Origin of the sequence: Cupriavidus sp. SZY C1, from assembly GCF_032190535.1 — a bacterium.
In the GTDB taxonomy this organism is placed as follows: Bacteria; Pseudomonadota; Gammaproteobacteria; order Burkholderiales; family Burkholderiaceae; genus Cupriavidus; species Cupriavidus pauculus_C.
This window is the reverse complement of record NZ_JAUANU010000006.1, coordinates 265,939-280,891: the sequence shown is the minus strand read 5'-3', so window position 1 is coordinate 280,891 and position 14,953 is coordinate 265,939. Positions and strand designations below refer to the sequence as shown.

Annotated in this window: 13 protein-coding genes; 8 read left to right on the top strand and 5 right to left on the bottom strand. The window is 69.7% G+C overall.

All coding sequences use genetic code 11. From position 1 onward, the window contains the following. Positions 1-4: 4 nt before the first annotated feature. Positions 5-943: a LysR family transcriptional regulator gene (locus QTN24_RS12455; RefSeq protein ID WP_313837404.1), complete on the bottom strand. Its 939-nt coding sequence runs from the start codon at positions 941-943 to the stop codon at positions 5-7. A gap of 59 nt (positions 944-1,002) precedes the next feature. Between QTN24_RS12455 and QTN24_RS12450 the strand changes: the two genes are divergently transcribed. Next, a complete protein-coding gene (locus QTN24_RS12450) occupies positions 1,003-1,845 on the top strand; it encodes a MerR family transcriptional regulator (protein ID WP_124682807.1) in 843 nt (280 codons plus the stop codon). 13 nt (positions 1,846-1,858) lie between these two features. Here QTN24_RS12450 and QTN24_RS12445 read toward each other — a convergent pair whose 3' ends face one another. From QTN24_RS12445 to QTN24_RS12430, 4 genes are read right to left on the bottom strand one after another with little or no spacing between them, the layout of a single operon-like run. Continuing rightward, entirely contained in the window at positions 1,859-2,731 is an 873-nt protein-coding gene (locus QTN24_RS12445; protein WP_124682808.1) for a metal-dependent hydrolase, read from the bottom strand. After that, a complete protein-coding gene (locus tag QTN24_RS12440; RefSeq protein ID WP_313837401.1) occupies positions 2,728-3,726 on the bottom strand; it encodes an alpha/beta fold hydrolase in 999 nt (332 codons plus the stop codon). The genes QTN24_RS12445 and QTN24_RS12440 overlap by 4 nt, the downstream gene beginning before the upstream one ends. Next, complete coding sequence (locus tag QTN24_RS12435) at positions 3,723-4,616, bottom strand: SDR family NAD(P)-dependent oxidoreductase (protein ID WP_313837400.1); 894 nt, start codon at positions 4,614-4,616, stop codon at positions 3,723-3,725. Before QTN24_RS12435 ends, QTN24_RS12440 begins: the two co-directional genes overlap by 4 nt. Before the next feature lie 34 nt (positions 4,617-4,650). Continuing rightward, positions 4,651-6,213, bottom strand: a complete 1,563-nt coding sequence (locus QTN24_RS12430; protein WP_313837398.1) for an NAD(P)/FAD-dependent oxidoreductase — start codon at positions 6,211-6,213, stop codon at positions 4,651-4,653. Between the two features lie 347 nt (positions 6,214-6,560). On the opposite strand from QTN24_RS12430, the gene QTN24_RS12425 reads away from it, so the two are divergent. The 7 genes from QTN24_RS12425 (at position 6,561) to QTN24_RS12395 (ending at position 14,788) form a co-directional block, all read left to right on the top strand. Further along, positions 6,561-7,145: a hypothetical protein gene (locus tag QTN24_RS12425; RefSeq protein WP_313837397.1), complete on the top strand. Its 585-nt coding sequence runs from the start codon at positions 6,561-6,563 to the stop codon at positions 7,143-7,145. Between the two features lie 5 nt (positions 7,146-7,150). Beyond that, positions 7,151-8,746, top strand: a complete 1,596-nt coding sequence (locus QTN24_RS12420; RefSeq protein WP_313837395.1) for a GMC family oxidoreductase — start codon at positions 7,151-7,153, stop codon at positions 8,744-8,746. A gap of 215 nt (positions 8,747-8,961) precedes the next feature. Continuing rightward, on the top strand, positions 8,962-9,903 hold the full coding sequence (locus QTN24_RS12415; RefSeq protein ID WP_313837394.1) for a TetR/AcrR family transcriptional regulator: 942 nt from the start codon (positions 8,962-8,964) through the stop codon (positions 9,901-9,903). Between the two features lie 218 nt (positions 9,904-10,121). Then, the gene (locus tag QTN24_RS12410; RefSeq protein WP_124682815.1) at positions 10,122-11,021 is read left to right on the top strand and encodes a DUF1571 domain-containing protein; all 900 of its coding nucleotides are present in this window, start codon (positions 10,122-10,124) and stop codon (positions 11,019-11,021) included. A gap of 226 nt (positions 11,022-11,247) precedes the next feature. Further along, positions 11,248-12,612, top strand: a complete 1,365-nt coding sequence (locus tag QTN24_RS12405) for a DUF2957 domain-containing protein (RefSeq protein ID WP_313837393.1) — start codon at positions 11,248-11,250, stop codon at positions 12,610-12,612. A 59-nt stretch (positions 12,613-12,671) separates the two neighbouring features. Then, positions 12,672-13,922 (top strand): DUF2957 domain-containing protein, encoded by a 1,251-nt coding sequence (locus QTN24_RS12400; RefSeq protein WP_124682817.1) that lies wholly within the window; start codon positions 12,672-12,674, stop codon positions 13,920-13,922. A 14-nt stretch (positions 13,923-13,936) separates the two neighbouring features. Continuing rightward, entirely contained in the window at positions 13,937-14,788 is an 852-nt protein-coding gene (locus QTN24_RS12395; RefSeq protein WP_313837392.1) for an OmpW/AlkL family protein, read from the top strand. The last annotated feature ends 165 nt before the right edge of the window (positions 14,789-14,953 follow it).

The window sequence follows — 14,953 nt, the reverse complement described above, 5'->3', positions numbered from 1 at the left end:
CCCATCACCCCACCGTGGCCGCCATCCAGAACGCTTCCGCCAGCGGGCGCATCGCCGTGCGGGGCCGGTACAGGCGGATGTCGAGCGCCAGGTCGGCCGTGTCGCCGCCGGGCAGGTCGGCGCGGACCAGGCGGCCGGTGTGCAGGTCGTCGGCGATCAGGCGGGCGGGCAGCCAGGCCAGGCCCATTTTTTGGCGCACCATTTCGTGGACCGATTCCGCGAAGTCGCTGACGGCGATGACGTCGAGCCAGCTTGCGAGCTTGCGGCGGGCGATCTCCTGGTTGACCATGCGGCCCATCGTCAGCGTTTCGGCGTAGGCGATCATCGGCACGGGCGCGGGCCGGGCGCCTGCCTTGGGCTTCTGCAGCCGGAACTCGGGCCCGCCGCGCGCGTTGGCGGCCGACACGCAGACCAGCCGCTCCACGCCCACGGCGTGGAACTGGTAGCGCGCGTCGTCCAGCATCACGGGCAGATCGTGCGGGCTGTAGCAGAGCAGGAAATCGGCGTCGCCCTCGGTAAAGCGTTCAAGCGCGTCGTGCGTGGAATGGGTGGACAGCCGCGTGCGAAAGCCGGCGCCGGCCGGGTCGTCGCGCATGGCATGGCGCAGGCCGGCCAGCCACGCGGGTACCATCGATCGGGCCAGCGTCTTGCCGGTGGCGATGGTGAGCGTGCGGGCGTCGGCGCGATGGGCGGCGCGCAGCGCCATGCGGGTTTCGTCCAGCGTGCGCAGCGCGGTCTGCGCGGCTTCCAGGAACTGACGGCCTTCGCGGGTCAGCCGCACCGGGTACGCGCTGCGGTCGATCAGCGGCGCCCCGGCCCAGACTTCCAGCGCCTGCATGCGGCGCCCGAACGCCGGCGGCGTGACGTTGCGCAGCTCGGCGGCACGCGCGAGGCTGCCGGCCTGCGCCAGGCACACGAAGTCTTCGAGCCAACGGATATGCATGGGGACGCCAGGAAGAGTTGGCGCATTGTAACGTCGCCGGCTCGGTTAGAATTTTCGCCATGCCCTCCCAACCGCGCGGCGCCCGGCCGTCCGCATCCGCCCCTGCCTTGCCCGATGCCAGCGCACCGGCGCGCACCCCATCCCCGGAATACACGATCGACGAACTCGCGCGTGCCGCCGGCACCACGGTGCGCAATATCCGCTCGTACCAGGACCGCGGTCTGATCGACCCGCCCGAGCGGCGCGGCCGCGTGGGCATCTACACGCAGACCCATCTGGGCCGGCTGCGGCTGATCCACCATCTGCTGGCGCGCGGCTACACGCTGGCCAACATCATGGAGCTGCTCAAGGCCATCGTGGAAGGGCACGACCTGCGTTCGATCCTGGGCCTGGAGACGGCCATCAGCAGCCCCTGGAACAGCGAGGCCCCGCGTCACTATTCGTACCTGGCGCTGGCGCGGCTGTTCGGGCGGGCGATCTCTCGCCCGGCGCTGGCCCGCGCGATCTCGTTGGGGCTGCTGGAGCCGGATGGCCTGGGCTACCTGGCGCGCAGTCCGCGCGCGCTGGCGGCCGGTGCCGAAATGGCGCGCGCCGGCTTTGCGCTGGAAGACGTGCTGGACATCATCGGCCATGCGCGCGAGCACTTTCAGGCCGTCTCGGACCGCATCGTCGCGATGGTGGTGCGGGAACTGGACAAGTTCGGCGAAGGCCAACTCCCGCCGCCGGCGGAGGTGCCGCGCATTGTCGACGTGCTGTGGCGCATCCGCCCGCTCGCGCTGGTGGCGCTGGAAACCGAGATGATGCGGGCGCTGGAGCTGTCGGCCAACAAGTACCTGGGCGACCGCGTGGCGGCCATCCTCGAACATCTGCACGACGCGCCGGGGACGCCGCCCAGGGGCTGACCCAGCGCCCCGGCTACGCCGCGCCGCGGATCGGTGGCGCCTTGGTGCTGGCGCCGGCCCGCAGCGCCGTCTCCTCGATCTCGGCGATCAGCGGCTGGATGCGATGCAGCGCCGCGCGGTTGTCGGCGTCCCACGGATGGAAGCCGGGCCGGAAGTAGTCGAACCATTCCGGAATCATCTTGCGCAGCACGCCGGGCGACCCCCACAGAAAGTTCACCACGCTGCCAAAGCCGGTGAGCTTGTTGCGGCAGGTGCGGTCCGCCATCACCAGCCGCACGTGGAACACGAACACCAGCGCCCAGAACGTCACGGTCGTGGTCAGCATCGTGAACGCCCGCAGCAGGTAGCGGTACGGGCCCGGCTTCATCACCAGGTTCCAGACGTCGTAGGCCACGGCCTTGTGCTCGGTTTCCTCCAGCGCGTGCCACGTCCACACCTGCCGGTAGCCGGGCTCGGAATTGCCCATGTGGCGCGGATCAGCCAGCATCCCGCCGGCCAGCATCGCCGTGTAGTGTTCCAGCGCGATGGTGTGCGCCAGTTGCCACGACTTCGGCAGCACCTTGCGCAGCAGGTTCAGCAGCTTTGCCACGGCGTTGTCGAGCTTTGACGCGGGCAGGCCGGCATCGTCGAGCAGCCGGTTGTAGAGGATGTGCTCGCGCGTGTGCATGGCCTCCTGGCCGATGAAGCCGGCCACGGCCTGCTTGAGCTCGGGGTCGGTCACGCGGTCGCGGTAGTTGCGCACGCTGTCCATGAAAAAGCGCTCGCCGGCCGGAAAGAAGATCGACAGCGCGTTGATGAAATGGGTCACGTGCGGCCCGCGCTCGTGCCAGTCGCAGATGCGCGCCGGCGGAAGGTGGGGATGCACGTCACGGCGGACTGGCATCATGATGTGGACTCCTGTGCAAGGGCTGGCGCCGCGGGGGCGCGGTTCAGGAAACGCAGCAGGTCGGCCGCCACGCGCTGCGGGTCTTCCTCCATCGGCACGTGCCCCAGCCCCGCGTAGCGGCGCAGCGTCACGTCGGGCAGGCGGGCCGCGAAGGCGGCGGCATGCGCGGGCGGAATCCAGCGGTCGCGGTCGCCCCAGAGCACCAGCGTGGGCTGGTGCACGCCGCGCAGGCGTTCGGTGTCGATCTGGTCGAAATCAAGCTTCGGCACCATGCGGCCCACGGCCTCGCGGCTGCCGGCCGCGTAGAAGAAGTCGACGTAGCGGCGGAACGTGGCCTCCGGCACGCGCGTGGCGTCGCCGTAGACGTCGCGCGTGGCCGCGCGGATGATCCATTCGGGCAGCAGCCACGGCGCCGACCAGCGCACCGCGGCATGGCGGAACAGGTCGATGTAGATTGGCAGCTTCATCGGAAAGCCGGCCGCGTCGATCAGCACCAGCCGGTTCACCATCGACGGCCGCCGCGCCGCCAGGTCCCACGCCACCAGCCCGCCCAGCGAATTGCCAACGAACGTGGCGCGCTGCAGCCCGATGGCGGCCAGGAAGGCGTCGATGAATGCGCGGTAGGCGTCGATATCCATCGTCACGATGCGTCCGCGTGCATCGCGTAGCGGGCCGGTCAGCCCGAACGGCGCCAGGTCCAGCCGGATCACGCGATGGTGCTGGCGCAGCGCCGGCAGCACGCCTTCCCAGGTATGGAGCGACGCGCCAAAGCCGTGGATCAGCACCAGAGGCTCGCCCTCGGGCGCGCCTTCGTCGGTGTAGTGGACCAGCGCGCCCATCACCTGCACCCAGCGCGACGCCGGCAGCGCGTAGCGGCGCGCCAGCGTATCGCGCGACAGGCTGAACAGGCCCACGCGCCCCTGGCCGAACCAGCGCGTGAAGGTGCCCGGCGGCGATTGCAGCACCGCTTCACGTGGCAGCGCGGCGCGCGTCATGCGGCGTCTCCGGTGCGGGCCGGCGCGGCGGCGGTGTCGGGCACGAGCTGCTTGCGCTTGCGGCGCGCCTCGCGCACCACCAGCGACTGGTAGGCGGCCGGCAGCAGCCGCGCCATGGCGTCGGCCGCATAGGCATCGGGCCCGATCAGCACGCGGCGCTTGTTGGCCCGCACGCCGGCCAGGATCACGCGCGCGGCCTTGTCTGCCGATGTGATGAAGAATTTCTCGAATTCCTCGCGGCCCTGCTGGGCGTCGCGCACCAGCAGGCCGTTGACGCTGGGCGACACCCGGCTCGACCGCGCGATGTTGGTCTTGATGCCGCCCGGGTGCACGGTCGTGGCCGACACGCCGCACTGCATCAGGTCCAGCTCCTGGCGCAGCGATTCGGTAAAGCCGCGCACCGCGTACTTGCTGGCGTTGTAGGCGCCCATGCCCGGCTGCGCGAACAGGCCGAAGACGCTGGACGTGTTGACCACGTGGCCTTCGCCGCTGGCCTTCAGGTACGGCAGGAACGCCTTGGTGCCGTGCACCACGCCCCAGAAGTTGATGCCGAGGATCCATTCCAGGTCGTCGTAGCCCATGCCCTCGACCGTGCTCGACAGCGCCACGCCAGCGTTGTTGAAGATCAGGTTCACGCGGCCGTGGTCGCGGGCCACGGCGTCGGCCCAGGCGTGCACGGCGGCGCGGTCGGCCACGTCCACGCAGGCGGTGGTGGCGCGCACGTCGTGCGCCGCGCGCCGCACGTCGGCCAGCGTCTGCGCCAGCCCGGCTTCGTCGCGGTCGCACATCGCCACGTGGCAGCCGGCCTGGGCCAACTGCACGGCCAGCGCGCGGCCCATGCCCGAGCCGGCGCCCGTGATGGCGGCTACCCGGTTGCGGAAATCCTTCATGCGTGTCTCCTCTGTCGTTGTGCGGATCGCCGCGTCAGGCGCGGACCGTTTCGGCATGCCCCGGCTCGGCGGCAGCGGCGTTGCCATGGCGCACCGGCCAGCGCTCGTAGTCGCCCATGCGGAACGTGGCCGTGGCGCGGCGGAACTGGAACGTGAAGCCGGGCCAGAGCGTGGTGTTCTTGTGGCTGCGCGGGTCGATGTACCAGCTCGCGCAGCCGCCGGCCGTCCAGATTGCATGGCCGAGCTTGCGCTGGATGCTCTGGTTAAAGTTCGCCTGCACGGTGGGGCGCACGTCCACGGCCTGCACGCCGTCGCGGCGCATCTGGCGCAGTGCGTCGAGCACGTAGTTCACCTGCGACTCGATCATGAACACCATCGAGCTGTGGCCCAGGCCCGTGTTCGGCCCGACGATCAGGAACAGGTTGGGAAACCCGGCCACGGTGGTGCCCAGGTACGCCTCGGCGCCGTCGCGCCAGGCATCGAGCAGGTCGCGCCCGTCGCGGCCGATGATCACGCCGCGCGGCAGCGGATCGGTGGCATGAAAGCCGGTGCCCAGGATGATGGCGTCCGCTGGCCGGCGCGTGCCGTCGCGCAGCACCACGGCGTCGGGCTCCATGCGCGCGATGCCGGTGGTCACCACGTCGACGTTGTCGCGCATCAGCGCCGGGTAGTAGTCGTTGGAGATCAGCACGCGCTTGCAGCCGATGGTGTAGTCGGGCGTCAGCGTCTGGCGCAGCGCGGGGTCGGGCACTTGCCGCTTCAGGTGGCGGCGCGCCACCTGCTCCACCGCCTTCATCAGCCGGGGATGGACCACGAAACCGAGCACGCGCGATTCCAGCATCCAGTACAGGCCGGTGCGGACCAGCGCCTGCGTGGCCGGCACATGGCGAAACAGCCAGCGCTCGGCCGCCGTGACCGTGCGGTCGGGCTTGGGCATGATCCACGGCGGCGTGCGCTGGTAGAGATCGAGCCGCGCCACCTGCGGCGCGATCTGCGGCACGAACTGGATGGCGCTGGCGCCCGTGCCGATCACGGCCACGCGCTTGCCGGCCAGCGGGTAGTCGTGGCGCCACTGCTGCGAGTGGAACAGCGTGCCGGCGAAGGTGTCGAGGCCCGGGATATCGGGGATGGCCGGTCGGCTCAGGCCGCCCATGCCGGACACCAGCACGCGGGCGCGCACGCGCCGGCCATCGCGCATCCGCAGCCGCCAGAGCGCGGCGCCAGCGTCCCATTCGGCGCGCGCCAGCTCGTGGCCCAGCCGCAGGTGGCCGCGCAGGCCGAAGCGGTCGGTGCAGTGTTCGAGATAGCGGCGGATCTCCGGCTGGCGCGAGAACATGCGCGACCAGTCCGGATTCGGCGCGAACGAGAACGAGTAGAGATGCGATTGCACGTCGCAGGCGCAGCCGGGGTAGTGGTTGTCGCGCCAGGTGCCGCCCACCGAATCGGCCTTCTCGAAGATCAGGAAGTCGTCCACGCCCGACTGCTTGAGCCGGATGCCCATGCCGAGCCCGGCAAACCCGCTGCCGATGATGGCGATGTCGCACGCCTGTTCCGGCTCGGACGAGAGAAACGCTGGCAGCTCGGCGGGTGCATTCATGAGGGCGCTTTCCGGTCTGGTGCCACGTCGCGTCCGCCGGGGGTGGCGAGGGCTGCGAACACCGTTGATTGTGACATTGATCGATGTCATCGTAGGGTCCGCTGCCGGGTCGGTCAAATGCCGTGGATGGAAGGATTGCTCTATTTTTCGGCGATATCCAGCGCCGTTGGCGTCACATTAAACGGCGTTCGTGCCGAAAGACCGGCATGGCAGGCGCCAGTCGGTCGTGCGTTTGAAACCGTTGCACGGCCCAAAAAAGAAATGCGCCGCTTCGGCAGAATCGCAACGCCGCCCCAGTGCGGCCGCGCCAGCCCCCGGCGACGCGCAGAACAACATCCGAAGACACGATGACAAACCCTGCCGATCCTGCCGTCCCGCCCGACCCGTCGCGCCGGGTGTTCCTGAAGCTCGGCGCCGGGCTGTCAGCCGCCGTGGCCTGCTCGGCGCTGCTGCCGGGGCTGACGGGCTGCTCGCCGGCCGATACGCCGCCGCAGCCCGGCATGGCGTGGCTGCGCCCGGCGGACGTGGCGCTGTTCCGCGCGGTGCTGCCGGCCGTGGCGAGCGAACTCGAAGGGCTTGACGCGGCAGCCCGCGCGCGGCGCATCGACGCGGCCATGCGGAACATCGACGGCACCATTGCGGCAATGGACCTCAACGCACGCCACGAACTGCGCAAGCTGCTGGACCTGCTGGCCAGCGCGCCTCTGCGCTGGGTGCTGGCGGGCGTGCGCACGCCGTGGCACGCCGCCACGCCGGACCAGGTGCGCGCGTTCCTGGCGCGCTGGCGCGGCAGCCGGATCGGCGCGCTCAACGCCGGCGGCGTGGTGCTTGTGAAGCTGGCCAGCGTGAGCTACTTCGTCGCGCCGGACACCTGGGCCGCCAGCGGCTATCCCGGCCCCAATCCCGCCATCTACCGCGCCCTCCAGGGCTGACCGCCATGCCGATTCCCGATCTCTACAGCGCCGGCATCGCGTCCGGCTGGAAGGTGCTGGACGCCGCCACGTTCACCGCGCCGCGCACCATCGACGCCGACGTTGTCATCGTCGGCACCGGCGCGGGCGGCGGCATTGCCGCCGAGCTGCTCAGCGAGGCCGGGCTGAACGTGGTGATGCTGGAGGAGGGCGGCCTGCATACGTCCGACAGCTTCCGCGACATGGACGAGGCGCGCGCCTATCGCACCCTGTATCAGGAGGCCGCCGCGCGGGCCACGTCGGACGGCGCCATCTCGATCCTGCAGGGCCGCGCCGTGGGCGGCAGCACCACGGTGAACTGGTCGTCGAGCTTCCGCACCCCGCCGCGCACGCTGGCGCACTGGGCCGCGCACCACGCGGTGGCCGGCCACGGCGAGCAGGACATGGCGCCATGGTTTGCCCGGATCGAGGAACGGCTCAGCATGGCGCCGTGGGCGATGGATCCGAACCCGAACAACGCGGTGCTGCGGCGCGGGTGCGAAGCGCTCGGCTGGGAATGGCACGTGATCCCGCGCAACGTGAAGGGCTGCTGGAATTCGGGCTATTGCGGCCTTGGCTGTCCGGTGAACGCCAAGCAGTCGATGCTGGTGTCGACGATCCCCGCCGCGCTGGCGCATGGCGCCACACTGGTCCACCGGCTGCGGGTGAGGACCATCGACCATGACGGCAAGGCCGTGCGGGGCGTGACGGGCGACGCGCTGGGCCATGACGGCTACTCGCCGACCGGCATCCGCGTCACCGTCCGCGCCCGCCATGTCATTGCCGCGGGCGGGGCCATCAACACGCCGGCGCTGCTGCTGCGATCCCGCGTGCCCGACCCGTACGAGCGGCTCGGCCAACGCACGTTTATTCATCCGGTGAATTTGAGTGTCGCCAAAATGCCGGAGAGAATCGATCCATACTATGGCGCGCCGCAGTCGATCGCGTCCGACCACTTCCAGTGGCGCCACGGCGCGACCGGGCCGATCGGCTACAAGCTCGAAGTCCCGCCGATGTTCCCCGGCATCAGCGCCGGCGTGCTGAACGGCATGGGCGACGACCTGCGGCGCGACATGGCCGCGCTGCCGCACGCCAACGCCATGCTGGCGCTGCTGCGCGACGGCTTTGTGCCCGAAAGCCCCGGCGGGCGGGTCCGGATTGCCGACGATGGCAGCCCGACCCTGGACTACGAAGTGAGCGACTACCTATGGGACGGGGTGCGCCGCGCCTACCTGAGCATGGCCGAGGCCCAGTTCGCGGCCGGGGCGCAGCGGGTGCGGCCGGCCCATCTGGATGCCACGTGGTACACAAGCTGGCCGCAGGCGCGCGACGCCATCGGCCAGTTGCCGCTCAAGCCGTTCCGCGTGCTCCTGTTCAGTGCGCACCTGATGGGCGGCTGCGCGATGAGCGAGGATCCGGCGCGCGGCGTGGTGAGCAGCGCGGGCCGCCATCACCAGTTGCCGAACCTGTACGTGCTCGACGGATCGGTATTTCCTACCAGCATCGGGGCCAATCCCCAGTTGTCAGTGCTGGCCCTGGCGGCGCAGAATGCCACGACGTTGCGCAAGACCATCACGGCGTGACTGAAATCGCCTGGCGGAATCGGCCACCACAGAAGGCTTGCAATTTAGAGCAAGTCTTCGAAAAATGGACTTGTGAAACGCTCGGAGCGCTGGATAGGCTCCCTACAACCGTTTGAAGCATCCGTATGCCGACAGAGCGCGGAGCGGGACGGTGGTGGATTGCGTGACATTTTTTTGCAGGGGTCCACAGCGGTTTTTCAGCGAGAGACGCCCCCATGAAGACCGGGAAAACCACGGCAGGAGATACGAAGGCCCGCATCCTCGATGCGACCGAGAAACTGTTCATCGAGGTAGGCTACGAGGCGACTTCGCTCAGGCAGGTGACTTCACGAGCGATCGTCAATCTGGCTGCCGTGAACTATCACTTCCGCAGTAAGGAAATCATGATGCAGTCGGTGCTGAGCCGCCGGCTGGATCCCCTCAACACGCGGCGCCTGGCGCTGCTGGACGCCTGCGAGGCCCGCTGGCCCGGCAACGCCATCCGCTGCGAGCACGTGATGGGCGCGCTGTTCGTGCCCGCGCTGCAGATGGCGCGCGAGCCGGAGATTGGCGGCCCGTCGTTCCTGCGCCTGCTCGGGCGCGTGTATTCCGATACCTCGCCATTCATCCAGTCCTGGCTGATGGGCCATTACGCGCCCGTCTTCGGACGCTTCTTCGAGGCGTTTGCGCGGGCGCTGCCCGACGTGCCGCGCCAGGAACTGGGCTGGCGCCTGCATTTCGCGCTCAAGGCGCTGGCCGGCGTGCTGGCTGGCGACGAACTGGGCAACCTGATGCCGGCCTTCACGCAGGGCAAGCGGATGAGCGACGCGCAGGTACTGGCGCAACTGACGTCGATGGTGGTGGCGGCCCTGAAGGCGCCGTCGCCGGCCACGCAGGAACTGGGCGCCCTGCAGGAAGTGTTCGAGATCGGCGAGGCCCAGCACGCCGACGAACAGGCCCAGATGGCCGCGCAGGCCGCCACGGCCGAGACCGAAGCCCAGGAACTGGCCGCCGCCACCGCCGCGGCGATGGGCCGGGCCCGGCGCAGCGCGCGGGCCGCACGCAGTGAAGGCGCATCGCGGCCGCCCACCGCCAGCATGGCGGTACGCCGCGAGCATTGCGCCACCTTCCCCAGCAATCCGCTCGACGACTGGATGCGCACCCGCCCCAGGACATAGCGGCCCGCCGCCGCGGTCTCCACCGGGGCCGCGGCGCGCACCGCCACGAGCCGCGACGGCAACCGTCGCCTTCGAGAACGACCTGTTGATACGCCACGCCGACGGCGAGGCGTGACCCCCTGCGCGCCGCGCCTGCCGCACGCATGCACCTGCCGTGGCTGCCACGCGCGGGAGGGCCCCGTCTTGCCTGACGCCAGACCACACACTGGAGACACGCGATGAAGCAGATGGTCCTGATTGCCGCGATCGGCGGCATCCTGGGGTTCCTGGCCACGCAGCCGGGCACCCTGCTCCAGGCGCACGCGCAGGGCGCCCCGGCCGCGCCCGCCGCGGCCCGCCCCGCCACGCCCTACGACGGGTTGTCCACCGCCCAGCAGACCGCGCTGTTCGCCCGGCAGACGGCCAGCGGCGAACTGGCCGCGCTGCCGGACGCGCAGGTGCTGGCCGTGTTCGACGCGCTGCAGCCCGAGGCGCTGCTGACGTGGGCGCGCCAGGAGATCAACCGCTTTCCCGAGTACGAATACACGATGACGCGCCAGGAGCGGCTGAACGGCCAGTGGCAGGACAAGCCCGCGCGCATGTTCATCCGCTACCGCCACATGCCGCGCCAGCTCTACGCCAGGTGGCTGCCCAACGGCGCGCAGGCGGGGCAGGAGATCCTGTACGACGAGACCAAGCGCAAGGACGAGATGTACGGCCACCTGGGCGGCATCATGGGCTTCACGTCGATCTGGACGTCGATCGACGGCTCGCTGGCCAGGTCGCAGTCAAACCACACCGTGCGCGACCTGGGCTTCCAGTTCGTGCTGTCGATGCTGGAACGCGACGCCAGGACGCTGCGCGCCGCCGGGCTGTCCGAGAAGTACAGCCGCGCCGAGATCGTGCAGGAGCACGGCACGCGCATGGTGGCGCTGACCTGGGAGCTGCCCGAGGGCGCGCCCAAGTACTACGCCAAGAAGGTCCAGCTGATGTTCGACCTCAAGCATCCGTGGCCGCGCGCGGAAACGGCCTGGGATGCCGACGGCAACATGGTCGAGAAGATCGTCTTCGAGAAGGCCGCGAAGAAGTCGTTCGATGCGTCCGCGTTCGACCCCACCAACAGCGAATACAAGTTCTGAAGCGCGCCACGCCGGGCGTCACCCCCGTTTGAATGCGCGTGCCGGGCCACGCGCGGGCGGTTTGAACAGGCCACGTGATCGCTTGGCCAACAACGGCCCACGGCACGGCGGCGATGTTTGGAACGAGCGCTCTATTGCGCGCAGGCGCTTGAAACGCGAGATTCCGACCACCGTGCGACACCTTGGCCCATGCCGGTGCGCGCGCCATAAGAACGAGGAGACAACCATGCACCCGTCGATCCTTCGACGCACCACCTTTGCCATTGCCGGGGTAAGCCTGACCTTCGCGCTGGCCGCCTGCGGCGGCGGCGACGGCGACCCCGGCGGCACCACGCCGCAGGCCGCCGCGCAGCAATGCGCCACCAATGGGACGTGCACGCCGTCGGGCCCCACCCTCAATCATCCGGTGGCCGCCATCTGCCCGGCAACGCTGGACTACGGCACCACGTACACGGGCGGATCGGGGGCGGGCGAACTGCTGAAGATCCAGCTCGACAGCAAGCAGGGCACCTACCGCATCCAGGTGCTCGAATCGGCCGTGCCGCAGGTGCCGGGCGAGGTCAATCCCACCCGCGCCGGCGTGACGTTCACCGGCACCATGTCGCACCCGACCCGCCCGCTGCCCACGGCCGCGCAGAACAACTGCGCGTACGAGCTGAAGACCGCCGTGGCGTCCGACGGGCGCTCGCAGGCGCTGATCGATCCGGCCAATCCGCCGATCCTGTTCGTCGGCAACGGTGTGGTCGGCGGCGGCATCCCGGGCGCGACGATCAGCTTCGGCGGCATCTTCGGCATCGGCGTCATTCCGGCCAAGACGTTCCCGATGTACCCGGCGCTGGCGTTTGCCGAGACCGAGACCGATTTCAGCAAGGTGGCCGGCCGCTACAACGTGCTGGGTTATCACCTGGTGCCGTCCGGCGGCAGCATCGTGGCCAGCGACCACTTCGTGGCCGGCACCTACAGCGGCACCGAAACGCTGCAGGCCGACGGGTCCTGCACGGGCCCGAGCAACGCCGCCTGCCGCACGACGGGCACGCCGTGGACGCTGCGGGCCGATGGCGCGGGCTTCGACAGCGGCAACGCCGAGGCGTCCGGCGGCGCCCAGTATCCGATCTTCTACAGCCAGCGCGTACAGACCCGTGATTCGCGGGCCCATGGCGTGCTGGTGGTCGGCAAGCTGGAAGGCCAGCGCGTGCCGCTGGTGGTACGCGTGGGCTACGCCATCGCGGACCTGTCGACGTTCGACATCAACATCGACGACGAATCCGGCATCGCGCTGCTGGCGCCGGCCACCGCGGCCACGGCCGCCACGCTCAAGGGCGGCTACATCGGCTCGGGCAGCGATTTCCGCTACGTCGCATCGTCGCTGCACGACAACGTGGGCGCGTGGCTCGATCCGCAGGACCCGTCGCTCACGCCCACGGGCGGCTTCCAGATGGATCTGACACAGGCCACGCAGCCGGGGCTGGTGAGCACCGTGGACAACAGCGGCATCACCGGCTCGCTCATCACCACGGGCCCCGTGTACGCGCACCTGTTCGGCGACGCCGCCAACCCGACATTCCGCGTCAGCGCCGTGGCCAGCCGCTAGCCGCTAGCCGCACCCCAGTACCCTGCCTCGCCCATAAGAACGTACCAAGGAGACTCCACATGCAGCAGCATCCGATCCCACGCTGGACGCCGCGCCTGGCGCTGGCGCTCGTCACCACCACGTTGCTGGCCGCCTGCGGCGGCGGGGACGGCGGTGGCGGGGGCACGTCCACGCCGGCGTCGGTGACGCCACGGCTGTGTCCCGCATCGGTCGACTACTCGACGCCGTACATCGGCGGCACCGGCTCCGGCGAGCTGGTCAAGGTGCAGATCGACACGGCAAGGATGACGTGGGCCGTGACGTTCCTGGATTCGTCGGTGCCGCGTACGCCGGGCACGGTCTCGCCCACGCGCTCGGACCCCACCGACGGCAAGAACGTGATGACCGGCAAGCTGGCGCAGGAAACCACGCTGCCGACCCAGAAGCTGAACCAGTGCGCGTTTGTGCTGCAGGGCGCCAGCCTGGACCCGGCGCGCCCGGCCAAGCTGTTCCTGGGCGAGGGCGTGATGGGCGGCACCATCCCCGGCGCGCGCATCCAGTTCAACGGCCTGCTCGGCGCGGGCGCGGTGCCTGACACCACGTTCCCGTACTTCCAGTTCATCGGCTTTGCCCAGACCGAGACCGACCTGGGCAAGGTGGCCGGCGTCTACAACGGATCGGGCTTCCACGAGATCCCGTCGCAGGGCTTTGCGCAGGTGGCGCAGGACTACCGGATGTCGCTGGCGGCCGACGGCTCGTTCACGGTCTGCGACAACCGCAGCGGCGGCACCTGCAAGCAGAAGGGCAACAAGTTCGTGGCGCAGCCCACCGGCACGCTGATGTCCACCAACTACGAAGGCGAGCGTGCGCCGACGCTGGGCGCCGTGATGGGCCGCGCGTACCTGATCGTCGGCAAGCTGCGCGGCCAGCTGGTGCCGGTGATGATCCGCGTGGGCTACGCCAGCGCCGAGGCGCTGCCGCTGGGCGCCGACGACGAGATCGGCATCGGCATGATGGCGCCGGCCGTGGCGGCCACGCAGGGCACGATCAACGGCGAGTACGTGGGCGTGGACAGCGCGTTCGAGTACAAGACCACGGCGCTGGTGGGGGCCGACGCGGCCATGCTGGACCCGTTCCACGCATCGGACGCCACGCGGGCCATCGCGCTGAAGCTCGACTTCTCGCAGACCACGCCCGGCGTGATCACCACCACGCGCAAGGAAGGCACGCCCGGCATCACCGGCAAGCTGATGTTCACGGGCGGCGTGTTCGGCTTCCTGGAAAACCGCAACGGCAGCCCGTACTTCACGATCGGCGCCTTCGTCGAATAACAGGGGAGACCACGATGCAGAACAAGCGCCTCACCCTGGCATGCCGGCTGGCCGCCGCCGCCTTGCTGGCCGCCGGCCTGGCCGCGCCGGCCCACGCGCAGAAGGCTGGCGACAACGTCGTGTCGGCCGGCTGGTTCCATATCCAGACGTTCGGCACCAGCGGGCCGCTGACCACCAACGTCGTCGACGTGCCGATCAACTACCCGCTCGGGCTGCCGTCGTCGTTCACGGCGCCGGGCAGCGGGCTGTCGTCGTCGAACGCGGACACGCTGGGGCTGACGTTCAGCCACTTTGTCACCGACCACATCGCCATCACGGGCGTGGGCGGCATCCCGCCGACATTCAAGATCTACGGCCACGGCGAGCTGATCCCGCCCGGGCCCGCCGGCGCGCTGGGCCGCCAGAGCCTGGGCGACCCGTCGCTGAACCCGATCATCACGCGCGCGCGGCAGTGGAGCCCGGCCGCCATGGTGCAGTACCACTTCCGCTCGCCGGGGGTGTCGTTCCGGCCGTTCGTGGGCGTGGGGGTGTCGTACAACTTCTTCACCGACATCAAGGTCAACCCGGCCTTTGCCGAGTCCGTCAACAACAACCTCGGCGCCATCCTGGCCGCGGGGGCCGGCATCCCCGGCCCGACGTCGGTCAGCGCCGACGCGTCGTCGTCATGGGCGCCGATCTTCAACCTGGGCGGCACCTACAACTTCAACGAGCACTGGGGCGTGACCGGCGCGGTGACCTACATCCCGCTGAAATCGGAATCGACGATGACGATCAAGGCGTCGGACGGCACCGTGCTGTCCACGTCGAAGACCACGCTGCGGCCCAACCCGCTCGTGTTCTTCCTGGCGGCGACGTACAAGTTCTGACCGACGATTGCGGCGTTGTTGCTCCCCTCTCCCGCTCCCGTTCGCGGGAGAGGGGTCGGGGGAGAGGGCAGGCGCATCAGCATCCACCCCGTCATGCGCCAAAAGAAAAAGGGCGAAGCACCGAAGGCTTCGCCCTTTTTCATGGACAGTCGCGCTGCACGCGAC

Bases quoted from the DNA above. Each gene is read 5' to 3' on its own strand.
- QTN24_RS12435 (WP_313837400.1), bottom strand. From the start codon at position 4,616: ATGAAGGATTTCCGCAACCGGGTAGCCGCCATCACGGGCGCCGGCTCG.
- QTN24_RS12395 (WP_313837392.1), top strand. From the start codon at position 13,937: ATGCAGAACAAGCGCCTCACCCTGGCATGCCGGCTGGCCGCCGCCGCC.
- QTN24_RS12420 (WP_313837395.1), top strand. From the start codon at position 7,151: ATGCCGATTCCCGATCTCTACAGCGCCGGCATCGCGTCCGGCTGGAAG.
- QTN24_RS12425 (WP_313837397.1), top strand. From the start codon at position 6,561: ATGACAAACCCTGCCGATCCTGCCGTCCCGCCCGACCCGTCGCGCCGG.
- QTN24_RS12410 (WP_124682815.1), top strand. From the start codon at position 10,122: ATGAAGCAGATGGTCCTGATTGCCGCGATCGGCGGCATCCTGGGGTTC.
- QTN24_RS12455 (WP_313837404.1), bottom strand. From the start codon at position 943: ATGCATATCCGTTGGCTCGAAGACTTCGTGTGCCTGGCGCAGGCCGGC.
- QTN24_RS12405 (WP_313837393.1), top strand. From the start codon at position 11,248: ATGCACCCGTCGATCCTTCGACGCACCACCTTTGCCATTGCCGGGGTA.
- QTN24_RS12440 (WP_313837401.1), bottom strand. From the start codon at position 3,726: ATGACGCGCGCCGCGCTGCCACGTGAAGCGGTGCTGCAATCGCCGCCG.
- QTN24_RS12400 (WP_124682817.1), top strand. From the start codon at position 12,672: ATGCAGCAGCATCCGATCCCACGCTGGACGCCGCGCCTGGCGCTGGCG.
- QTN24_RS12415 (WP_313837394.1), top strand. From the start codon at position 8,962: ATGAAGACCGGGAAAACCACGGCAGGAGATACGAAGGCCCGCATCCTC.
- QTN24_RS12445 (WP_124682808.1), bottom strand. From the start codon at position 2,731: ATGATGCCAGTCCGCCGTGACGTGCATCCCCACCTTCCGCCGGCGCGC.
- QTN24_RS12450 (WP_124682807.1), top strand. From the start codon at position 1,003: ATGCCCTCCCAACCGCGCGGCGCCCGGCCGTCCGCATCCGCCCCTGCC.
- QTN24_RS12430 (WP_313837398.1), bottom strand. From the start codon at position 6,213: ATGAATGCACCCGCCGAGCTGCCAGCGTTTCTCTCGTCCGAGCCGGAA.